This is a genomic window from Bacillus sp. JJ1566 (assembly GCF_036962685.1).
Taxonomy (GTDB): Bacteria; Bacillota; Bacilli; order Bacillales; family Bacillaceae_L; genus Ferdinandcohnia.
Genome location: NZ_JBALOP010000015.1, coordinates 10165 through 32885 on the forward strand (window position 1 = coordinate 10165; position 22721 = coordinate 32885).

The 22721-nt window shown below is 38.4% G+C and carries 18 protein-coding genes; 5 read left to right on the plus strand and 13 right to left on the minus strand.

Features of this window, described 5'->3' with window-relative positions:
* Window positions 1–115 precede the first annotated feature (115 nt).
* From V7112_RS07415 to V7112_RS07465, 11 genes are all read right to left on the minus strand, one after another.
* The gene (locus V7112_RS07415; RefSeq protein ID WP_335417280.1) at window positions 116–1495 is read right to left on the minus strand and encodes a 2-oxo acid dehydrogenase subunit E2; all 1380 of its coding nucleotides are present in this window, start codon (window positions 1493–1495) and stop codon (window positions 116–118) included.
* A gap of 26 nt (window positions 1496–1521) precedes the next feature.
* On the minus strand, window positions 1522–2541 hold the full coding sequence (locus V7112_RS07420; protein ID WP_335417282.1) for an alpha-ketoacid dehydrogenase subunit beta: 1020 nt from the start codon (window positions 2539–2541) through the stop codon (window positions 1522–1524).
* A gap of 221 nt (window positions 2542–2762) precedes the next feature.
* Window positions 2763–3719 carry a thiamine pyrophosphate-dependent dehydrogenase E1 component subunit alpha gene (locus V7112_RS07425; RefSeq protein WP_438823875.1) on the minus strand — a complete coding sequence of 319 codons (957 nt, stop codon included), beginning with the start codon at window positions 3717–3719 and terminating at the stop codon, window positions 2763–2765.
* 257 nt (window positions 3720–3976) lie between these two features.
* A complete protein-coding gene (locus tag V7112_RS07430; protein ID WP_335417287.1) occupies window positions 3977–5902 on the minus strand; it encodes a sigma-54-dependent Fis family transcriptional regulator in 1926 nt (641 codons plus the stop codon).
* 142 nt (window positions 5903–6044) lie between these two features.
* Window positions 6045–7139: an NADH-dependent flavin oxidoreductase gene (locus V7112_RS07435; protein WP_335417289.1), complete on the minus strand. Its 1095-nt coding sequence runs from the start codon at window positions 7137–7139 to the stop codon at window positions 6045–6047.
* Window positions 7140–7252: 113 nt separating this feature from the next.
* On the minus strand, window positions 7253–8032 hold the full coding sequence (nadX, locus tag V7112_RS07440; protein WP_335417291.1) for an aspartate dehydrogenase: 780 nt from the start codon (window positions 8030–8032) through the stop codon (window positions 7253–7255).
* Window positions 8029–10329: an ATP-binding cassette domain-containing protein gene (locus V7112_RS07445; RefSeq protein WP_335417293.1), complete on the minus strand. Its 2301-nt coding sequence runs from the start codon at window positions 10327–10329 to the stop codon at window positions 8029–8031. The genes nadX and V7112_RS07445 overlap by 4 nt, the downstream gene beginning before the upstream one ends.
* A 315-nt stretch (window positions 10330–10644) precedes the next feature.
* Window positions 10645–10878, minus strand: coding sequence for a glutaredoxin family protein (locus V7112_RS07450; protein WP_335417295.1), 234 nt, complete (start codon window positions 10876–10878; stop codon window positions 10645–10647).
* A gap of 250 nt (window positions 10879–11128) precedes the next feature.
* Window positions 11129–11416: a hypothetical protein gene (locus V7112_RS07455; RefSeq protein ID WP_335417297.1), complete on the minus strand. Its 288-nt coding sequence runs from the start codon at window positions 11414–11416 to the stop codon at window positions 11129–11131.
* 102 nt (window positions 11417–11518) lie between these two features.
* Window positions 11519–12430 carry a Gfo/Idh/MocA family protein gene (locus V7112_RS07460; RefSeq protein WP_335417300.1) on the minus strand — a complete coding sequence of 304 codons (912 nt, stop codon included), beginning with the start codon at window positions 12428–12430 and terminating at the stop codon, window positions 11519–11521.
* A gap of 93 nt (window positions 12431–12523) precedes the next feature.
* The gene (locus V7112_RS07465) at window positions 12524–13093 is read right to left on the minus strand and encodes an HAD-IA family hydrolase (RefSeq protein WP_335417302.1); all 570 of its coding nucleotides are present in this window, start codon (window positions 13091–13093) and stop codon (window positions 12524–12526) included.
* A gap of 286 nt (window positions 13094–13379) precedes the next feature.
* Here V7112_RS07465 and V7112_RS07470 point away from each other — a divergent pair, with 286 nt between their 5' ends.
* On the plus strand, window positions 13380–13640 hold the full coding sequence (locus tag V7112_RS07470) for a hypothetical protein (RefSeq protein ID WP_335417304.1): 261 nt from the start codon (window positions 13380–13382) through the stop codon (window positions 13638–13640).
* 429 nt (window positions 13641–14069) lie between these two features.
* On the opposite strand, the gene V7112_RS07475 is transcribed toward V7112_RS07470, so the two are convergent.
* Window positions 14070–15053, minus strand: coding sequence for a tRNA dihydrouridine synthase (locus V7112_RS07475; protein WP_335417306.1), 984 nt, complete (start codon window positions 15051–15053; stop codon window positions 14070–14072).
* Window positions 15054–15337: 284 nt separating this feature from the next.
* Here V7112_RS07475 and V7112_RS07480 point away from each other — a divergent pair, with 284 nt between their 5' ends.
* The gene (locus tag V7112_RS07480; protein WP_335417308.1) at window positions 15338–15811 is read left to right on the plus strand and encodes a heme-degrading domain-containing protein; all 474 of its coding nucleotides are present in this window, start codon (window positions 15338–15340) and stop codon (window positions 15809–15811) included.
* Between the two features lie 107 nt (window positions 15812–15918).
* Here V7112_RS07480 and V7112_RS07485 read toward each other — a convergent pair whose 3' ends face one another.
* Window positions 15919–16446: a histidine phosphatase family protein gene (locus V7112_RS07485; RefSeq protein ID WP_335417310.1), complete on the minus strand. Its 528-nt coding sequence runs from the start codon at window positions 16444–16446 to the stop codon at window positions 15919–15921.
* A 318-nt stretch (window positions 16447–16764) separates the two neighbouring features.
* On the opposite strand from V7112_RS07485, the gene V7112_RS07490 reads away from it, so the two are divergent.
* The 3 genes from V7112_RS07490 (at window position 16765) to V7112_RS07500 (ending at window position 22559) form a co-directional block, all read left to right on the plus strand.
* Window positions 16765–18042, plus strand: a complete 1278-nt coding sequence (locus V7112_RS07490; protein WP_335417313.1) for a sugar ABC transporter substrate-binding protein — start codon at window positions 16765–16767, stop codon at window positions 18040–18042.
* 68 nt (window positions 18043–18110) lie between these two features.
* Window positions 18111–19412, plus strand: a complete 1302-nt coding sequence (locus tag V7112_RS07495) for an alpha-glucosidase/alpha-galactosidase (protein WP_335417315.1) — start codon at window positions 18111–18113, stop codon at window positions 19410–19412.
* A gap of 102 nt (window positions 19413–19514) precedes the next feature.
* Window positions 19515–22559, plus strand: coding sequence for an Ig-like domain-containing protein (locus V7112_RS07500; RefSeq protein WP_335417317.1), 3045 nt, complete (start codon window positions 19515–19517; stop codon window positions 22557–22559).
* Window positions 22560–22721: the final 162 nt, after the last annotated feature.

Consider the following 22721-nt stretch of genomic DNA (forward strand, 5'->3'; position numbering starts at 1 on the left):
CATAGAGTCCAAATCTACGCTTTATTTAGACAGATTGAAACCAACAAATACGAAAATAAGTTCGAATCCCAAAGCAGGGCCTGCCCCCTCTTTAATGGGGAGCAGGCCCTTTTCATTAATAGGCTAATAATAAATCAGGTTCGTGAACCAATTTTTTAAATTCATTTACAGCCTTCTGTGCAGTAGCACCGTCAATTAAGCGGTGATCATAACTTAGGGACAGGGCCATCACTGGTCTAATTTCAATTGCATCATCGATGACAACGACTTTTTTCTCAATCCGACCAAATCCTAAAATACAGGATTGTGGTGCATTAATAATAGGAGTAAACCAAGCTCCTCTTTCTGAACCTATATTTGAAATTGTACAAGTACCGCCAGACATTTCATCTGCTTTAATCGAACCTTCCCTTGCCTTTTTAGAAAGTTCTTGAATCTCTTTGGCAATATCAAAAAGTGATTTTTGATCAGCATTTTTAATTACTGGAACTACTAATCCACGTTCAGTATCAGCCGCAATTCCCATATTATAGTGTTTATGAAGTATAATTTGATCTTTTTGATCATCCAGTGAAGCATTTAACATTGGATACTTCTTAAGTACTTTCGTTAAGGCTTTAACGATATACGCAAGATATGTCAGTTTAACGTCTTCCTCACTGAAATATGCTTTCGTCTTTTGTCTATGGTCAACTAGACGGGATACCTCAATTTCGTCAAAATGGGTAACATGTGGAATCGTTGTTTTGGCATGAACCATTGCATTCGAGATTACTTTGCGAATACCTGTAAATGGAATCATTTCATCAACTGTTGATGGAGATGTTGAACCTTCTACATTTGCTTGAAGTGCGCGATCCACATCCGTTTTTGTTATTCTTCCATTTGGTTGCAATGTCTCAATTTCATCTAAATTAATATTATGTTCACGTGCATATTTACGGACAGATGGTGGAGCAATAACCGTTCGGACTTTATTCTCAACTTTTTCAACAGGTTGGATATCCACTTTTTCAACATTTGCTTCTTTTGCAACTGGTTGATTTAAGGAATTCGCCGCTTCTCGAATATCTTCCAAGCTTAGTTTTCCATCTGGGCTAGTTGGTGTTACCGTTTGCCAGTCCACGCCAAGTTCTTTGGCAAGTCGTTTCACTCTCGGAGTTGCTCTGACTTCAACCACTGCTTCTAATTCTTCAGGTTTTTCCAATTCTTCAACAGTTGTGGCTGCTTCCAATTCTGCATCAGATTCACTTGAGGAATTTGTATCCAGGATAACGAGGACTTCATCAACTTTAACCGTATCGCCTCTTTGTTTTTTAATTTCCTTAATATAACTAGACTCAGGTGCTTCTATTTCAGATACAGCCTTGGCTGTTTGAACTTCTACTAATGTCTGTCCTTTTTCGATATAGTCACCTTCTGACACATGCCAGAAGGTGATTAAGCTTTCATCGTTTTCTTCAGATTGACGAGGTAGTTTTACTTCGATTGCCATGATGTGATACTCCTCTCCTTCAGTTTTTATTCATTTACTAGTTCCCGAGCCGCTTTATAAATTTTTTCTGCATTTGGCAATACATATTGCTCTAATGGACGACTGTATGGAATTGGCACATCAGGGATTGCCATTCTTTTTACCGGTGCATCCAAGTCATATAAGCCATGTTCTGCAGCTAGAGCAGCAATTTCAGCAGTTAAACCATAAGATAGATAATCCTCATCAACAACCATTAAACGATGTGTCTTTTTAATAGAGTTTAAGATTGTTTCTTTATCAAGTGGAACAAGTGAGCGAATATCAATTACTTCTGCACTAATTCCGTCTTCTTCTAATTTCTTCGCTGCTTCAAGCGCTTGGACGGTTGTCATTTGAATACCTACGATTGTTACATCTGTTCCTTCACGAACAACTTTTGCTTTATCAAGAGGAACTGTATAGTCTTCTTCTGGAACGTGTCCTAATGAAGCGTCGATTTGATCCATCCAGCCTAGACCTTGAAGTGTTTTATGGAACATGAAAACAACTGGATTATCATCTCGAATAGCTGAGATCATCATCCCCTTTAAATCATAAGGTGTGGTTGGTGCTACCACTTTAATACCTGGCATATGGGCAAATGTTGCGTATAAAGTTTGAGAGTGCTGCGCTGCGTCATTGTAACCACCACCAACACCCGTCATCAGAACCATTGGAAGTTTTACATTACCACCTGACATATAAGGAATTTTTGCCATTTGGTTGTAAATTTGGTCCATACAAACACCAAAGAAGTCAACAAACATTAATTCTACGACTGGACGCATTCCTTGTGCCGCTGCTCCCACTGCTGCCCCGATAAATGCAGTTTCTGATATAGGTGTGTCCATAATTCTTTCTGGCCCGAATTTATCATACAATCCTTCAGTCGAACCAAAAATTCCACCATATTTGCCGACATCTTCTCCTAAAACGAAAACTTCTGGATCTTTTTCCATTTCTAAACGAATCGCTTCGGAAAGCGCTTTATTTCCAGTTAATAAACGTTTCTTTGTTTGTAACATAATAGACACCTCTCCTTTTAATTTTTCAATCAAATGCGCCTTGGCGTATTTGCGCCCAGATTTTTTCGAGCTTGCTCGAAAAATTACCTTTAAAAATCGCATGTCTCCGCCGGAGGCTTTAGGCCAACACGATGTTGGTCACTCAGACGTTGCCACACGATGTGGTGTTCTTAGTCTGAGTTCATTAATTTCAGCTTGGGTTTGAATCCTGCTGAATAAAGTTAAATATATAAGTCTTCTAATGCTGCTTCTGGTTTAGGATATTCACTTTCTCTAGCAAAATGATAAGCCTCGTCTACTAAATCCGTTGCATTCTTTTCCAGTGCAGCTACATCGTCTTCAGATACGTTAAATTCAGAAACGAGCTGGTTACGTAATTTTAAAATTGGGTCTTTTTCTTTTAGTTCTGGCACTTCTTTTTTCTCACGATACAATTCTGGGTCACCTTGGAAGTGTCCGAGGAAACGATATGTTTCGATTTCTATGATTGATGGACCTTCGCCATTACGAGCACGTTCAACAGCCTCTTTTGATGCTTCGTACATCGCAATTGGGTCATTATCTTTTACATAATAGCCTTTGGCACCATATGCTGACGCACGAAGATCATTTGACGCAATGGATGTTGAATCTTCCTTCGCTACAGAAATACCATAATTATTATTTTCAACAACAACGATTAATGGAAGATTCCAAAGTGCAGCTAGATTCAAAGATTCATGGAAAGCACCTTGGTTTGCTGCACCTTCGCCTATGAATGCAACAGCTACATCATTTGTTTTTCTCTTTTTCGCAACTAATGCAGCCCCAAGAGCATGAGGAATATTAGCTCCAACAATACCACCACAGGAAAAATTAACTTCTGGATCAAAGATGTGCATATGTCCACCTTTTCCTTTGCTTAAGCCTGTCACTTTACCAAACATTTCTGCCGTCATTTTTTTCAAATGAACACCTTTTGCAATGGCATGGTGATGTGGGCGGTGTGGAGATGAAACAGTATCTTCTTTTCTTAAATGTGCACATATCCCCACTGCCGCTGGTTCTTGACCATTGGATAAATGCATTTCACCAGGTACAGGACCTAGTCCAATATTAAAAACAGGATTTTTTCCTTCAGCATAAGCATCCATCATACTTTCTTCATAATAACGAATCTTGTACATTGTTTCATACATCCATTTAAGTTGTTCAATAGAAATAGTCAATTCAATTTCCTCCTTTGCTTTCTCTAATAAATTGTTACACTAATTAATAATGCAAGAAGCGTGCCAACTTTTTAAAAATCGAGAAAAAATATTTTCAGGCCCCGTTTGTGAGGGTTTTCACGATTACTTAAAAATTGCATTCTACCTATAAAAAAAGAGAACTGTCCCATTTTGAGACACTCCTCTAAAATGTAAGCGCTACACTTTGATACAAAACGCTACACCAATTACTGGATATTATATTTTTTCATTTGCCGATACAATGTACTTCTTGCAATCCCTAAATATTTTGATGTATGGAGGATATTCCCTTTATGTTTTTTCAACGCATGGACGATTGCTTGCTTTTTTAATTCATTACGATCTAGAACAACGGTTTCCTCATTTGTATGTTGATGGCTATTTTCAAAGACTTCATCCGGCAAATCTTGTGAAGTTAAACGATCATTCAAGCTTTTGTTCATTGTTCTCTCTAAAATATTTTGTAATTCCCGGATATTACCAGGCCACCTATACTTCATTAACGCGTGAATAAATCCTGGTTCAATAATAGGCATTGATCGGTCAAGGGTTTTACTAAACTGACGGATGAAAAATTCAACCAAAAGAGGGATATCAGCTAATCTTTCTCGAAGTGGCGGTAGTTCTATAGGCATAACATTTAATCGGAAAAATAAATCTTCCCTAAAACTGCCTTTTTCCACCTCTTTACGAAGATTACGATTGGTTGCTGCGATAATTCGAACATCTACATTAATAACATTTTGTCCGCCAATTCGTACGACTTCTCTATCCTGAAGAACACGTAATAAAAGCACTTGCATCTCCAATGACATTTCCCCTATTTCATCTAAAAACAGAGTTCCTCCATCAGCCAACTCAAATTTCCCTTGCCTTCCCCCTTTTTTTGCACCGGTAAAGGCACCTTCCTCATACCCAAAAAGTTCACTGCCTAATAAATCGCGTGGGATACCCCCACAGTTAATCGAGATAAAAGGCTTGTTTTTTCGGTCACTTGCATTGTGAATAGCTTGTGCAATCATGTCCTTGCCTGTTCCACTTTCTCCTAAAATAAGGACAGTAGAACTTGTTTTGGCTGCTAGTTTTGCTTCTTGCATTTTATTCAAAAATGCACGAGATTCACCAATAATTTCACTAAACGAGACTTTAGCTCGATGGTCTGTTAAATGATTAACAAGATGACGAACCTTTTTCATCTCTTTTAGTGTAATCATCGAACCAAGCCATCTGTTATCTTGGTATATCGGTATTTTACTAACGATACAATGAATACTTGGTTGCAAATCTTGACGTTTTATATATATTTCCTTGTCCAAAAAACGCTCTTTATTGGTTGAAGTTAATAGTTGATTAGCAAAAATAGTACTTAGCTTTTTATTTTCCTGCTGACTCTTGTTAATATCAAATAAACTTGTAAACTGATCATTTGAAATAATAATTTTCCCTTGAGTATCTGTAATGACAATAGCATCATCGATATTATTTGTAGCTGCTTCAAGGAATTTTTGCATCATTAAAATACTTTGCATGTTTTCGTGTAATTTCAATTGATATTCAATCGCTTTAACTGTTGATACAACCATTCCTAAAGTATGGGAATGAACCTTTTCTCTTGGTCCAGACATATTCAGAACACCAATAATCTTTCCATTACTATCATGAATAGGGGCTGCCGAACATGTCCAAGATTGACAAATCTTTGCATAATGCTCCTCTGCTACGATCTGAAGTGGAGAATCAATCACGATTGATGTACCGATGGAATTGGTTCCCATTTCTTCTTCGCTCCAATCGGCTCCTTCAATGAAACCAATCCTATTTGCATGATCCACTGGTTCTTTATCACCAATTACCTTTAATAATTGCCCTTGCTCATTGCAAATAATGACCAAAAACCCGGATCCCTCAACAATGGAATAAAGACCTTCCGTTAAGGGTGTAGCAACACTAATTAATTCCTTATATTTTTCAAGGTCTAAGGATTTCATTTTTCCCTCTGTACGAAAGGGGTCGATCCCCATCCATTTTGAACGAAGCCATGAAAGCTTAACAATTGGATTGATAGTTGAATTTAAATCATCTTCATAAATGAACTGTTCCCAATTTTGCTTATAATCTTTTAAACTATTCATGCGACCCTCCCAAAAAAATATTTATCTATTCTAATGCGATTGATTGCGGTTTCGTGCACACCTCTATTGTAACATTTAAATCTTTTAAAATAGTGAAAAAAGAGCGACACCTTAAAGGCTCGCTCTTTCCCTTTTTTATTTGTTATTTTACGCCAGGTACCCAGCCTGGACGTGATTGCATCATGCGCATCATCGGTCCAGGAATGACATTATCTCGCGTCATATCCATTTCGGTAATGACCTCTTCCCCTGTCATCATTTTTTCAACCCAATGCGGCTCTATTAATAATTCCCGTCCCAATGCTAGTAGTTCTGCTCCTGTTTCCGCAGCTTCTGTAGCATCTTTTTTCGAATAAATGGAGCCTACGCCAATGAGAGGTACTCTGCCATCAATGACACGATGTAGGATTTTGATGCGGTTTTCTTTCTCACCTTTATAGCGATGTGCAAATGAACGGAAATCCCCAAGTGAAATGTGTAGGTAGTCAAGCGGCTCATTTGCTAAACGATCTACAAGCTGTACCGTATCATCGAGGGTAATCCCATCTTCTTCCGGCTCCTCTGGGCTGAACCGATAGCCAACGATAAATGAATCATCTGCATATTGTTGCTTTACGCGATTCACTTCTGCTACTACCTCTAACGGAAAACGCATACGTTTTTCAAGTGTACCACCGTATTCATCAGTGCGTTTGTTTGTAAAACCAGAGAAAAATTGTTGCAGTAAATACGTATTTGCACCGTGTATTTCAACGCCATCAAAGCCCGCTTCAATAGCGCGGCGCGTTGTTTCACCAAATGCTTTCACGATTTCTCGAATCTCTTCAACTGTTAATGCACGCGCTAATTCCCCATCTGCCGCTATTGTATCACTTGCACTGACTACATCATGATTTGGCACAAGTTCACGAGGCGACTTACGACCACCGTGATAAATTTGTAAAATCGCCTTGGCACCGCCTTTATGAATCGCCTGTGCCACTTTGCGTAAACTTTCAATATAAGCATCTGTATGCGCCGCAAATTGACCCGGGAAACCCTTGCCGCTTGCGATTACATATGTACATGCCGTTATCACTGCTCCAACTCCATATGAACGCTCTTCATAATACGCTAATTCTTCATCTGATACTGTATCATCTGGATTCCCAGAATACGTTGTCATCGGCGCCATCACAAAGCGATTACGAAGCTCTACGCCGTTATCAAATCTAAATGGTGTAAAATAAGTTTTCATTTCCCTTCACTCCTTGTCATGTTGACTATCTTAATTTTATTTTACACGTTATTCCTCAATTGAATAAATTTAAAAACTCATTATAAGTAGTGTAGATGTTTTGAAGCGCTGAATTACCCACCAATTCTTAGTTTCCCATCCATTCTATTTAATGTTCCTAGTATACTCATTGCGGCTAAATAGCTCGTCTTTGGATTTTCCGGAAATGGGTTATTCGTAATCGTAAAGGTTGCTTCTCCAAAATCTCCTTTTATGTCCACTTGATGTACATTCTTTTCAATATGCGGATCTGCCACAAGTGATACACTTGTCTTCTCTATCCCTAACCCGGCTAATGACAGGACAATGGAGACATTCATGTTTTTCGGAAATTGTTTAATGGCATCAACCGCTTTCCCCTCAAATACAATCTTCGCTTCATCGACGGGTTCCTCAATTAATGACCTTGCAGGTTTACGAGTAGTCAATGAAACGCTGGTAACTGTGCCAAGGGCGTGGGCATTTTGCAATAAATCCAAACCTCCTATTGCACCAGACGGCAAGTGAATGACATTCTTATACTCATTAACAAGATCACTTATTTCTGTCAGCAATAACTCGTCCGCAAGTGCACCAATACTGATTAACACTGCATCCTTTTTCCGAATAACAGATGGCAACAAGGTTTTCACTGCGTCTATGTTTGCTGCCTCGACAACAATATCGATTTCTGAATCAAGAAATGCGTCGAGGTCAGTAAACAAATTCACATCAAAGCTTGATTCCAACGACTGATATTTTTCCTTATTTCGTACCAAAATACTTTTAATCCGTAAATTTTCGTGTTGGTTTTGATTGATTTCTTTCAACAAAAAAGTAGCAATGGCTCCCGCACCAATTAAACCAATATTCATAGTAAGCCTCCTCTACCTTGTAGTGAATTGTTTCCAACTCCAGCTTTTAACCATTTCGCTGTCAATGTCTTTGCATGTAACATTTCCTCGGGTGTACCTTCGAATATAACTTGTCCACCTTGTTTTCCTCCACCTGGACCTAATTCGATTACCCAGTCGCTTGCTGCTATTAAGTTTAGATTATGTTCGATGATGATGACGGAATTCCCTCTGTTTACGAGATTTTGAAATACGTCTAAAAGCTTTTCGTTATCTTCATTGTGTAGTCCTAAGGATGGCTCGTCTAATAGATAGATTTGTCCTTCTTTTTGTAGATGGCTTGCAAGTTTTAGTCGTTGGATTTCTCCTCCACTTAGGGAACTAGTCGTCTGTCCTAAGGTCAGATACCCTAATCCTACTTCTTTTAGTGTATGCACTCTTTTTATGATTTTCGGTATTTTAAAATAATCAATAGCCTCGTCTATTGTTAAATCTAAAATTTCAACTATATTTTTATCTTGATATCGATATGACAATGATTCATCTGAATATCTTGTACCGCCACATGTTTCGCAAGCGATTGTCACTGGATCTGCAAATGCTACGTCTGGTGTTATAACTCCTTTTCCTTTACAGATAGGACATGCTCCTAAGGAGTTAAAACTGAACAAACCCGCTGGTTGTCCTGTTTCTTTTGAAAATATAGCGCGAATATCGTCCATAATTCCCATATAGGTAGCCAGAGTCGAACGGTTGGAAATTCCTATGCTGCCTTGTCCGACCATTATCGTTTCAGGATACTTTTTCGCAAACGCCTCCAACATTAATGAGCTTTTACCTGAACCCGATACTCCACAGATAGATACCAAAACATTTTTAGGAATAGTTACGCTAACATTTTTTAAGTTATTGTTACTTGCTCTGTTTATCGTAAAATATCTTTTTATATCCCTTGGATTTTTGTTTACTTTCAGCTTGTGGTTTAGGGCTGTTGCGGTGGGAGAGTTTCTGAGCCCTGCTAATTTTCCTTGATAGACAACCTCTCCTCCATTTACTCCTGCTCCTGGTCCCATTTCGATAATTTCATCCGCTATTTTTATGACCGATAGATTATGTTCGATTACGATTACCGTATTATGCTGGGCTTTGAGCCTTTTTAGCATCTGTATTAGCATATCGACTTCTTCCGGATGGAGTCCTGCACTTGGTTCATCGAATATGTATGTAATATTGTTTAGACTGCTCCCTAAATGACGAGCAATTTTTACCCTTTGTGCCTCGCCACTGGACAGGGTGCCCATTTTTCTTGATAGACTCAAATAACCTAGTCCCATGTCAATTAGTTGTTTTACATGAGGGATTGCTTGTTGAGCGATTGATACCCCCATAGGATCTTTTATGTTCGTTAGTTCTTCTAGAATTTCTGGAAGCTCTAATTGATCGTATTCTGCAATATTTCGGCCATTTATTCTACATTCTAATACCTTTGGATTTAGACCTGAACCATGGCAGGTTGGGCATAGTGAATGTGTTGATACTGCTAGGACGTCATCCTGGGATACTTCTTTAAGCTTTGAGATGTCTCTATTTATATAAAGGCGCGTGAACCGAGGCAATAACCCGTCCCACTCATGTGGTTGAGGTCCGTTCTTTGTGTGAAACGGCGCATATACTCTTTCACCTTCTGGGGGACCATGTAGTAGAAGCTGTAGTTGTTCTTCTGAGTAGTCTTTGATAGGTGTATCTGGATCGAATAAACCACCGGTCATCATCCATCTCCCCTGCCAACCTGAAGGCGATAATGGCTTAAACTTCACGGCATACTCTCGAAGTGACTTATCAAAATCAATTATCTTATTCAAGTCCGGCGCAATCACTTCCCCATATCCGCCACATTCTGGACATCTACCGAAGGAACTATGACTGGAAAAATCGGTAGCAGAACCTATTGATGGGCTTCCTATTCTCGAGAATAAAAGTCGAATTAATGGATCGATATCCATATAGGTGCCTACCGTTGAACGGGAATTGCCTCCTATTTGTCGTTGCTCCACTACTACAACCGGGCTTAAATTTTGCATAAGATCTGCGTGCGGTCTTTCATACCTTGGCATTTGATTCCTGACATAGAGAGGATAGTTTAAAGTCATTTGCCTTCTGCTTTCCCTTGCTATTGTATCAAACACAACTGAGCTCTTCCCTGAGCCTGAAAGTCCCGTAAATACAATGATTTGTTCCTTTGGTATGGTTAAATTTACATTTTTTAAATTATGTTCTTTAAGCCCTCGTAAAATAATTTCATCTTTGATTTCAGGCATTTTGTCCTCCTTTCTGGATTTTTCAGCTATTCTATTTAGTTTACAACAAGTCTAGCCATTCCTGACAAGGGGAATACTTTCAGGGTCATTTAACTCAATAGCGATAATCACTATATGACTGCTTTTGTTCCAAATACTTCTGCCATTCATATAAACTTTCTACCATATGGTTAGCCATAAAGCCAGTACTATAGGTAAAGTAAAAAGTAGCAAGGTGAATCATTCGCAATAAACTAAAATGAACCTCGATTGTTTGAGGCTCATTTCAGTTTAAACATTTCATTTTTTGAAGTTAATAACATAAACGAAAAAATTCTATTTACTTACTAATTCCATTACTCTTTCCGGATCAAATCCTAATACCCATTGTCCATTTACTTCAGTTTGAGGTACTCCCATTTGACCTGTTGTTTTAACTAATCGGTTTGCAGCACTCTGGTCCTGCTGGACGTTTACTTCTTTAAATGGTAGACCATTCTCCTGCAAGAAATTTTTCATCATCGTACAATACGGACAAGTATTTGTTGTATAGACTGTAATTTGATTCATAAAAATCTCTCCAATTCTTTATGAAAATTTTGAAACCCACTCAAATTTATTAACACGTTGGGTTTCATTTTCGTATTCAATTGATTTGTTCAATATGTTTATCTGAGGAACTAATATAGATTTGTAACCAAGCTGCTTGATAGTCTACCTTATTTGCACTTTTGCCGAACATATTCTCAACCATCTTGCCTGAAATCTAAAGTCTAGGAAATTGCGATAATTATCTTGACCAACACCGTTATTCATCCAATTAAAACAATACAATATCAGGAATACCTAATACTCCAAGAACCCACTTAAACAGATAATAAATAATAGGATATAAAACAATCATTTTAACCACTAGCCATAATTGCTTTGATTTTCTTTTTATAAAAGGCATATTCATTGTTTCCACATTTAATTTTGGGGCGGGTCCAAAGCTAATTCTCACTAGTTTATTAAAGAATACATCTGATCTAGTAGTAGCATTCAGTACGTGCATCGAAGATTTCGTTAAATACTCATCATCTGTTGTTCCGACTATTAGGTAAACCAACCCAAACACCAAACGTGTTGCCATAAAAAGTATAAGTAACTCAGTTAACAGCATAATAGTACCTATGAAATTTAGATTTCTTTCTTAATTTCATGTGCCCTATTACTTCTTTTCCGCTAGTTTCGTAAGAATTTCTTCGCAAATTTCATGGGTTTCCAGAGCATCCCATGCTGAAATTTTAGGTTCTGAATTTGTGCGGACGGCATGAATAAAATATTTAACCATTTGCTCAAAGCCCCTTTTAAACAAGGTTGGCTCCCAATCACTGCTTCGAACCTCGATATTTTCCACACCTTTTGAAATGACCAAGGTGGATACATTCGTGACCGTCCGCTTCTCCAACGGACCCATAACCTGGGCAATTTCCTCAGTAGCTCCATTATCCCTATTCATGATGCCAATTGCCGTGCCGCCTTCGCTGATAAATTGAATCACAACATGGTACAGGGCTCCATTTTCCATGCGGCCATTCACTTGTATATCTTCAATCGGGTGCGGAAATAAATACCTCATCGTATCGACTACATGGATAAAATCATCGAAAACAAACGTCCTCGGCTCACCAGGTAGATTATTGCGGTTTTTCTGGACAACAACCATATTAGGCTCTTCAACTTCCTTCAACCTTACATACGAAGGGGCAAATCTCCTATTAAATCCCGCCGTAAGAATAAGACCTTGGTCCTCTGCTAGTTCAACAAGCTTTTTAGCACCTTCATAATTGTCCGTAATTGGTTTGTCCACAAACACATTGATTCCACGCTCGAGAAGGAACTGAACAATTTCTTCATGAGAGGATGTCGACGAATGGACGAAAGCACCCGTAATCCCACTATTAACCAGGGATTCGAGGTCAGAGTGAATATGTTCAAACCGATACTGGCTGGCAATTGTTCGTAACTTTTCTTGGTTTCTTGTGTAAAAGTGAAACTCAATCTCCTTTAATCCACTATAAACTGGAAGATACGCTTTTTGTGCAATGTCACCAAGTCCAATAACCCCAATTTTAATCATTATAAATCCCTCACTTCATTATTCAATCAGCTAATACAACCCAAGTATAACTACGAAACAGTAATATAGAAAGTTGCATAATCAGATCATTTTTTAAAAATAAGGAAGAATCTTCGTTCTGAAGTCAGCATAGTTATCGATGTGAAAGTCGGCCTCAATATCAAGATTTTCAAAGGCAACCGTTTTGATGCCTAATTCTTTAGCAGGAATTAAATCTAGTTCGCGATCACCAATCACTAAATCAATCGGATGTTCCTTAATCACATGTTGGTAGGAAGCTGAATGAGGTTTTCGAATAAAGCCATCTTCCTCTACCGAAACAACCATCCTAAAGTAATGTAATAACTTAAACTTTTCCAGAAGGAACAGGGTAGATTCCTTGTCACGGTGCGTGACGATAAAATTGTCATCAGCAGCTTGTAAAACCTCTTCTAAATGTTCAAACGGCTGGCTATCAAAGGAATACTGATTATATAATGTAATGTATTCTTCTCGCTTGCTTTCATCAATTCCATAATGCTGAAAGGCTACCTTCGAATTGACCTTCAGCCACTTCAGTACTTCCTTAGGATCCAAATCCCTGCCGCTTAGATGGATAAAACCCTCGACCAAGGCTGGATAAGTGTTAAACAATGTTCCGTCAAAATCCCATAGAATATTCATAGGAATCCCTCTTTCTATTGTAATGTACCTACCATATAAAATGATGCTCCCGAAGTAAAGGCATAAATTCTTAGACTCCAGCGTATTTATATTTACCATCCTCTAAGTTATAGCCAATCTTAATTCATCTTTACGGTTCATTCAACAACTCATGAAAGTACACGGTGGTCCTATCGAGACCCTTCTCATTTTTATAATCAAAGTGAAAGAAGGTTGGGGAATGAAGTGTAAAATTCATCGATGTAATTGTAGAAATACTTGGACAGTACGAAACAGGAAGCGTTCTATGACAGCAAATACAATGCTTCTTAATGGAAAATGGTATGTAGAATTGAAACCCGAAAAGAAATCCAATCCTAAGGGATTTGTTGTAACAGATTACAGTGAAGATATCATTATAAATCCATCTGAACAATTAATGAAAAGGTTTGATAAAATAACAAAGCTACTATACGACAAAGAAAATATGTTTTTTAATGTTCTTTACGGGGAATACCTCTATTTTGCAGATGATGGTGCTTGTTACATTCTTCAGATAAAAAAGTAGGAACTAATTTACACCCTCTTCCACCATGATGGGGAAACAAAAATTCGAGCTAGGGGTCAGGCACTTTTAATTGGAATATGGATTAAAATAATCCCTGCAAACAAAGAAACTCTTCAATAAGCGGAGACTTTCCGGTTATTCTGCCGAATAGAGCTCAGTTCAGTGATTTAAGCGGAAATTTTCCGATTAAGCAATGCAAAATTACCTATTTTTACGTTTTTCGAGTAAATAGTCGGAATCCTTCCGTCTATTTGATCTATTTTCAATTCAATTTCCTAAATAAGCGAAATTTCTCCGCTTATGTATTAGACTCGCTTTTAGCTCTAATGAACTTGTAAAACTTACGAGTGTTTCGTGAAAAAAAGGCTTAGAGATTTGCATCTCAAAGCCTTATTATATGTTCAAATAGCTTCTGATTGTTTAAAAATTCTACTGTTCCAACGTCCCATCCACATTCTCTATCACAAAGCTATCAAGCAATGCACGCACTTCATCTGTTGATTTTGTACTCATCATTTGATTTCTTAATTCACTCGCCCCTCGAAACCCTTTGACATATATCTTGAAAAAGCGATGTAGAGGTTTGAATGAACGTGGCTCTAATTTTGAATATTGATCATGGAGATCAAGCTGTAGTCTTAAGAGATCGAGCAATTCCTCGCTGCTATGTTCCCTTGGCTCTTTTTCAAAAGCAAATGGATTTTTAAAAATTCCACGCCCAATCATTACCCCATCAATACCATATTGATTAGCAAGCTCCAAGCCCTTTTGACGGTCAGGAATATCCCCATTGATCGTTAAAAGTGTATCTGGTGCAATCTCGTCACGAAGCTTCTTGATCTCCGGAATCATCTCCCAATGCGCATCTACTTTACTCATTTCTTTTCTTGTACGCAGGTGAATGGAAAGATTCGCAATGTCTTGTTTCAATATGTGTGTCAGCCAGTCGCGCCACTCTTCGATTTCCGAATAACCAAGCCTTGTCTTTACACTTACAGGCAATCCACCTGCTTTTGCTGCTTGTATTAAGTCTGCTGCAACTTCAGGACGGAGAATCAGACCCGCTCCCTTCCCTTTCGATGCCACATTCGGTACAGGACAGCCCATATTGATATCTATACCACGAAACCCAAGTTCCGCCATCCCAATACTCATTTCCCGAAAGTATTCGGGCTGATCTCCCCATATATGAGCCACAATAGGCTGTTCATCTTCTGTAAAAGTCAATCTCCCACGAACACTTTGGTTCCCATCTGGGTGACAATAACTAACCGTGTTAGTAAACTCTGTGAAAAACACATCAGGTCTGGCTGCTTTACTCACAACATGGCGGAAAACAACATCCGTCACATCTTCCATTGGTGCAAGTACAAAAAACGGCCGTGGTAAATCACGCCAAAAATTATCGTTCATAATAAAACTCAGTTCCTCTCATTATGGGACACCAGGACCAACTCTTGTCCCAAAATTAAAAAGCAAAAAGGTTCTGCTTCTTTAACACTTATACCATGCTTGAACACATTTTATCAAGACACCATGAAACTTGTCGAGAAAACTGGAAAATCAAAGTAGAAAAAGATCTTGGAAATATCAAACTTGGATGTCTATCATAGGTGAAAAACACTTGTTTTCTATCGTTTAAAATTATGTTAACGTTATCATTAAGGTAAAAAAAACAGCAGGGGGTATGTGTTAACATGGGGGAAGCTATAACAAATTTGATTAGTGAAGTACAACAGCAGGAAGCGGAGTTACTTTTTAATTCTTTTACAAGTGACGATGCTATGGAAATTGGAACTCGCCTTTACCAAAAGGCGAAGCTGGACAATTTAAAAATAGCGATTAGTATTTCTGTAAACAGACGGCAGCTTTTCCACTGTTCATTAGCCGGGGCAACTCCTGATAATGATAACTGGCTAAGAAAAAAAGAAAATGTTGTCTACCACTTTTTTAAAAGTTCGTATCAAATGGCCCTTTTAATGGAAGTAAGGGAACAAGACTTATGTCAGAGATTTGGATTAAGTTCTCACGACTATGTTGCATCTGGCGGGTCATTTCCTATTACTTTAAAATCAACGGGTGTCATTGGTGCGATATCAGTATCAGGGCTACCACATGAAGAGGATCATGCAATGGTTGTCAACGTCATTCAAGAATATTTGCAAAAGTGAAGAAGGTCCATTTCGGGTTTTAGTCCATGGCAAAAACCCAGAATTCGTAAAAAAATTTTAACGAAAAAGAGGACCATCACCAACTGGGAAGTCCTCTTTTTCATATATTATAGCTTTTTAAAGTCTAATCTTTCTATGACTTCATATCCATTTCCCCAACCTTTAGGTTTAATCACAATACCAGTCATATAATCTATATCGCCAAGTTCTACATCCTTTGGAAAACTATGTCCAATGATTACTCTGTTTTGCCCTGGTAAGGGTGGAAGCTCTACCAGTTGCCTAAAATCATCTAATATTGCATTTTTTTCATCAATAGTAAGGGTCGGACTTTTACTTAAATCAAGAATTTTGGCTAATGAATAATCAACACGGATTGGGTTATTGGGAAATGCTAATTTTGCGGTATCAAGTGCTCTACAATAAGGACTTGAAATAATGAACGGCTCGACAGGTATTCCTTTCTCTCTAAAAACATGACCAATCAACATAGCTTGTTTTTTACCTGTCTCATTTAAATTCCTCTGCGTCCCACAATTATTAAAGTTCAAATTCGGTTGATCTTCTCCAACTGTTGCTTCACCATGTCTAAAATAGATGATATACCCACCATTGTAAAGCTTCTCAAAAGTCACGTTACGCCTCCTTTTACCCTTTTTATCTATATTTATGTCGACAATGACCCTTTATTTCACAAACCTTCCCCAATGCGTAAACATAAAAAAGGACCGCGAATCATCTAGGAAGATAGTCACTTGGGCTTTTTTTCCTATTTTATTTAAAGACTCTATATAGACTTGTCACAATATTTAAAATACTCTACGATATGAATGCGGTTTATTTTGATAGCGTTTCCAATCCGATAGAAAAAGGAGGGTCAAAAATACAAGTTTATTAGATTTTTCGTTTGAACAGATTTTTATTTTTAAAAGTACCCTAAGGAGGTATTCAAATTGAAAAAGAAAAGCTTATTGTTTTTAGTGCTCTTATTTACTTTTGGATTGATACTAGCCGCATGTAATGCCGATAAAGGTTCAACACCGCCAGAAGGCAATAATGATGATCCTGCTACAGCTGAGGGTATTTCTGGTGAGATAACGGTTTGGGCACACCCATATACGGGTGGTGCGGAAGCGGAAACTGAGATGTGGGACAAAATGATTGCTTCTTTTGAAGACCAATATGATGTAAAAGTAAATTTTGAAACCATACCATGGCCAAATCGTGATCAGAAAATACTTACCGCGCTTGCTTCTAACACAGGTCCAGATATTTTTTATGTCATTCCAGACCAAATGCCACAATATGCTGATGTGGGTATGTTAGTAGAACTTGATCCCTATTTAAAAGACAATGATATGGATGATTTTGTAGAAACAGCATTGATGGCGACCCAGTGGAAAGGTAAAACTTACGGCCTACCCATCTTACAGGAAGCAACAACATTTTTTTATAATGTCGATGTTATTAAGGCAATAGGTGAAGATCCAAATAATCTTCCGAAAACATGGGATGAATTTAAAGAATGGGCTGAAAAAGCGAATGCGAATGGATATTATGCCATGAGTTATCCAGGCGGTGGATCCATGAACCACACATTATATCCTTGGCTTTGGCAGGCAGGCGGAAACGTGGTAAACGAAGACAATGAAGTATTGATCAATAGTCCAGAAGGTTTGGAAGCCTTTGAATGGATTAATGACATGTATCAAAAAGGCTGGATTCCGGAGGATTCAATAACGGCTACAGATCATAACGGATTATGGTTAGGCGGAAAAATATTAGCTGTAATGGGATCGGCCGATTTAATCTCTGTTTTACAAGATGAGGGCGATTTTGATTTCGTTATTTCGCCACCACTAAAAAATAAGGAACAATACGCTTATGGGACGACAGGAATGTTTGTTGTTGCTTCTAATAGTGATAATCCAGATGCAGCAGCTGAGTTTTTAAAAACAATTACAAATGCAGATAATCAAAGAACATTTAATTCTTTAACAAACTTTATACCTACAAGGGAATCGGCTAAAGATATTTTTGCTGAAGGTGAACCTTTAAGTTATATTGCAGCGAACACACAATACGCACTACCTGGGGTAATCCATCCAAAAGGTCGAGCAATCATGCCATTAATTCAAGCAGAATTACAAGCCATGATGGCAGGAGATAAAACCCCACAGGAAGCACTTGATGCTGCAGAGAAAGCAATTGAAGCTGAAATGGCAAAGTAACAGAGCTCGATATCTAACTAAAACAAAAGAACCCAGGAAATTCGCGTAAATAAGGTGGGAAAACATTAATGTCAAAAATAACCATCATTGGAGCAGGAAGTACAGCTTTTGCTAAAAACCTACTTGGGGATTGCATGACTGTAGAAGCACTTCAAGATTTTGAATTTGCATTATTTGATATCAACCATGAAAGATTAAAAGAATCGGAAGCCATGTTGATGAATTTAAAGAAAAGTCTTAAGTCAACTGTGAAAATTGCTTCCTATACAGACCGTAAACAAGCCTTAAAAAATTCGAAATATGTCATCAACACGATTCATGTAGGTGGATATAATCCGGGTACAATCACTGACTTTGAGGTACCTAAAAAATATAACCTACGTCAAACCATTGCCGATACAGTTGGAATCGGCGGCATTTTTCGAAGCTTACGGACGATTCCGGTTCTCATGGATATTGCCAAAGATATGGAAGAGGTTTGTCCAGATGCTTGGCTTTTAAATTATACAAACCCAATGGCCGTTTTGACCGGTACGATGTTACGGTATACCAATATTAAAACAGTCGGGTTATGCCACAGTGTCCAGGTCTGTGCTGATAGACTACTAAAGTCTTTGGATATGCCAAACAATAAAGTACAGTGGAAGATTGCAGGTATTAATCATATGGCATGGCTATTAGAAATTACCCGTGACGGAAAAGACTTGTACCCAGAAATCAAGCAAAGAGCAAAGGTAAAGCAAAACACGAAACATGATGATATGGTTCGTTTCGAATTAATGAAACACTTTGGTTATTATGTCACTGAGTCCTCTGAGCATAATGCCGAATATCACCCGTACTTTATTAAAAGCAAATATCCGGAGTTAATTGACCGTTTGAATATTCCATTGGATGAATATCCAAGGAGATGTGTCAATCAAATTGAAGGCTGGAAAAATATGCGTGAGGTTTTGGTAAATAACGAAAATCTCACGCATGAACGTACACATGAATATGGTTCACACATTATTGAGGCAATGGAAACAGATGTACCTTTTAAATTTGGGGGTAATGTCTTAAACACAGGTGGTTTGATTCGCAATCTACCAGAAAAAGCTTGTGTGGAAGTTCCTTGTGTTGTTGACCGAAGCGGAGTTGCTCCTACCTATGTTGGCGAGCTCCCAGAACAATTAGCGGCTTTAAATCGAACAAATATTAATACACAATTACTTACAATCGAAGCTGCCATGACGAGGAAAAAAGAATATATATATCAGGCTGCTATGCTAGACCCACATACAGCTGCAGAACTGTCTTTAGATGATATTGTTTCGTTATGTGATGACCTCATAGAAGCACATGGGGATTGGCTACCTAAATTTAATTAATTGTCTATCATTTGTCCGCGACCTCTTAGTTCTATGTAGTACATACATTCGTCCTATTAGATCGCGGCATTTAAAAATTCAATAAATAAGGAGATTAAAAACTTGAAGCGAATATTCTTTATTCTAATATCACTTGTCTTGCTTTCGCCAATGTTTATCACAACACAACCTATTAAAACCCATGCTGAAACAAACGGGACACAAGGATCTGTAAAAAAATTAGGTGTACCACATTACACCATCGGAATTTTCTCGAGTGCTTATGGAGAAGGCCCAAATGGAACACAGGCCACTTTTGTTGCTTCTTCTGGAGTATTTAACGTGATCAATACAGTTACTGGTGAAAGAATTTCGAGTCACCCATTAAACAATACAAGCTCGATTTGGGGAGTAACCGTAGATCCTTCAGGCTTGGTGTATCTCGCTGATACAACTAACCTCTTCCGTTATGACCCGCAAACAGATGAACTTGAGGATCTTGGACGCGCAACAGCAACAGAATCAGCAACTTGGGGCATCACCTCTGATGAAAATGGCCGTATTTATGGCGGAACGTACCCAAATGGGAAGGTATTTATGTATGATCCTGAAGACAATACCTTCACTGATTTCGGCCCAATGGCTGAAGGTTCAGGCTATGCAAGAGATGTTCAAGTGTATAATGGTAAACTTTATGTTGGTCTCGGAATTGAGCAGCACCTAATCGAATATGACCCGACCACTGGAGAAAAAACTGAAATCCTTCTACCAGAGGAGAACCAAGATGAAGGTACCCCTTATGACGTAGATATCCGTGGTGATTATTTATTTACCCGGGTAGAAAAATCTAGTTCTCTATTAGTTTATGACCTCGTCAATAAAACGTGGGTTGATGAAATCAAGCAAGTAAAGGGTAGCATGGTCTCCCCTCTCGATGCAGATAATAAAGTCTATTTTCACAAAGGAAATACAATCCATTCCTATGATTTAGACACACTTGAATTATCAGCGACAGAGCTTAATGACACATGGAGCAGCAAAGGGTTTGGCTGGATTGAACTCGATGAACCAGGCTTTGAAGGGTTGAATTTAACAAGCTTACGTTTTAATGGAACCTATTGGATTTATAATCCAACAACGGGTCAATCAAAAGAAATGACAGCGCAAATTGAAGGACAACCGATTTCCATTCAATCAATTGCCTTAGGTCCGGACGGAAATATCTATTCCAGTGGCTACCATTCTGGTGGATTCGCCTACTATTCTACAACAGAGGATAAAATTACAAGTTTCACTGGATTTGGACAAGGGGAAGGTATTATCGCAACAGAGAATTATTTATATTTAGGTGTCTATCCTGGCGCCAATATTTATCAATATGACCCTACCCTTCCTTATCAACATGACCCTACTGTTTCTGAAAAACAAACCAATCCAAAGGTTCTTTTTTCATTAAAAGGGTTGGAACAGGATCGCCCATTTGCTTGGGCAGAAGGTGATGGCCTAGTTTTTGTAGGTACTGTTCCTGATTATGGTGTATTAGGTGGAACACTTTCCATAATAAATGAAGCTACAGGTGAACATGAATCCTTTAGAAATGTGGTTCAAGATCAGAGTATTATCTCTCTCCAATACAAGGATGGATTAATCTACGGTGGTACCAGCGTGTACGGTGGTTTAGATAGTACTCCGACCGCTGATGATGCAAAGCTATTTATTTTTGATCCAGAAACAAAAGAAAAAGTATACGAAGGTACTCCGATCCCAGGAGAAAGAGGAATTGGTGCACTTGAGTTTGATGACGAAGGTTATTTATGGGGAATGACCCGCGGTAAAATCTTTAAATTTGATCCCGAAACTCGTGAGGTGCTTCAGTCCAAGGAGTTATTTAGCTATAGCTGGGATGGAATCAGCCACTACTGGAAAGGTGCATTCCTAGATTATGATGAGGATGGCAACTTCTATGGAACATCTTTAGGTCGATTATTTAAATTTAATCCAGATAGCTGGGAAGTCGATATCCTAGATGACAATGCTTCCCTATACGCAAAAGATGAAGAAGGAAATATTTACTTTAGCCGTGGTGCAGAATTATTTACTTATGTTCGTGATAGTGAAGGTAGCACACTACCAGAAACGACTCAAGTGAATGTAAAAGTAAATAATCATAGTTTTGAAGAATCATTGGTGGACGGAAAAATACCTGGTTGGGGGTACACATGGGATGCTGAAGATGCAACCTTCACAGTGACAGACGAACGCAGTTTTAGTGGCAAACGAAGCCTGTTATTAAATGATACTAGCCAAACAGGATCTGTCGCCGTAATATCCGACCCAATTCAAGTGATACCTAATCAAAATTATACAGCGAAAACCCAGGTCTATTTTGAAGACGGCGATTCTGCTACCTTCATTCTCCGTTTCTTTGATGCAAACGGAAACCAATTAGAAGATGCACCTGCCTATATTTCTAGTAACAAAGGTAGTTGGCAAGAAGTGACTGTCAGTAAAAAAGCACCGAAAAATGCTGCGACAGCACGAATCTATGCGAATGTCACAAAAATTGGAAAAGCAACTGCTTATTATGATGACATCGAGTTAATTTATGAGGCGTATGACACCGCACCAGAAATAGTAAATGCAGATAATGGCACATTATATACTGCCGAATCAAATCCGACAATTACCATTAAAGGTGATAAAGGTACTACCATTTATGTATATAATGGGAATGAGGTTCTTACAACAGTACAAGCTTCAGGAGAAGAACAAGCCATACAGCTCAATGGAATAACGGAGGGTGAACACGAGCTAACCTTCAGATCCTTCTATGAAAATGGCATAGTGAGCCGAGATGGAGAGCTTTTATTGGTTGTTGATCAAACTGCTCCAGAAGCTCCAAACATTGTAGACCCAGTAAAACCATTGTCTACAAACAATAGTACACCTGAAATAACGATTGAGACTGAGCCAGGCGCAACAGTGTTCATTGTCGATAATGATGAAAATGTTGGTGTTGGTGAAGCGAATGAGAGTGGGATTGCTGTGATCAAAACACAATCACTTTCACAGGGAATTCATAAGATGAAAGCTTACGTGGTTGATAAAGCTGGAAATGAAAGTAACCTAGTTGCAGTTCCACACATTATTATTAACAATGGTAAATAAACCAAATTAATAGAATATACATGCATGGGGCTGTCCCTTAAGTTATTGTTCTGACTTAGGACAGCCCCTTAATTGTCTTGTACAAACAAGAAGAATGCTAACAAATCAATTTCCTATATGAACCATTTTAATTTGTAGAAATGCCCATACCAGTCCCGCCTG

What these genes read in the sequence shown, in the direction of transcription:
- V7112_RS07415 (WP_335417280.1), bottom strand. Translation starts at nt 1,495, where the DNA reads ATGGCAATCGAAGTAAAACTACCTCGTCAATCTGAAGAAAACGATGAA.
- V7112_RS07420 (WP_335417282.1), bottom strand. Translation starts at nt 2,541, where the DNA reads ATGTTACAAACAAAGAAACGTTTATTAACTGGAAATAAAGCGCTTTCC.
- V7112_RS07425 (WP_438823875.1), bottom strand. Translation starts at nt 3,719, where the DNA reads ATGTATGAAACAATGTACAAGATTCGTTATTATGAAGAAAGTATGATG.
- V7112_RS07430 (WP_335417287.1), bottom strand. Translation starts at nt 5,902, where the DNA reads ATGAATAGTTTAAAAGATTATAAGCAAAATTGGGAACAGTTCATTTAT.
- V7112_RS07435 (WP_335417289.1), bottom strand. Translation starts at nt 7,139, where the DNA reads ATGAAAACTTATTTTACACCATTTAGATTTGATAACGGCGTAGAGCTT.
- nadX (WP_335417291.1), bottom strand. Translation starts at nt 8,032, where the DNA reads ATGAATATTGGTTTAATTGGTGCGGGAGCCATTGCTACTTTTTTGTTG.
- V7112_RS07445 (WP_335417293.1), bottom strand. Translation starts at nt 10,329, where the DNA reads ATGCCTGAAATCAAAGATGAAATTATTTTACGAGGGCTTAAAGAACAT.
- V7112_RS07450 (WP_335417295.1), bottom strand. Translation starts at nt 10,878, where the DNA reads ATGAATCAAATTACAGTCTATACAACAAATACTTGTCCGTATTGTACG.
- V7112_RS07460 (WP_335417300.1), bottom strand. Translation starts at nt 12,430, where the DNA reads ATGATTAAAATTGGGGTTATTGGACTTGGTGACATTGCACAAAAAGCG.
- V7112_RS07465 (WP_335417302.1), bottom strand. Translation starts at nt 13,093, where the DNA reads ATGAATATTCTATGGGATTTTGACGGAACATTGTTTAACACTTATCCA.
- V7112_RS07470 (WP_335417304.1), top strand. Translation starts at nt 13,380, where the DNA reads ATGACAGCAAATACAATGCTTCTTAATGGAAAATGGTATGTAGAATTG.
- V7112_RS07475 (WP_335417306.1), bottom strand. Translation starts at nt 15,053, where the DNA reads ATGAACGATAATTTTTGGCGTGATTTACCACGGCCGTTTTTTGTACTT.
- V7112_RS07480 (WP_335417308.1), top strand. Translation starts at nt 15,338, where the DNA reads ATGGGGGAAGCTATAACAAATTTGATTAGTGAAGTACAACAGCAGGAA.
- V7112_RS07495 (WP_335417315.1), top strand. Translation starts at nt 18,111, where the DNA reads ATGTCAAAAATAACCATCATTGGAGCAGGAAGTACAGCTTTTGCTAAA.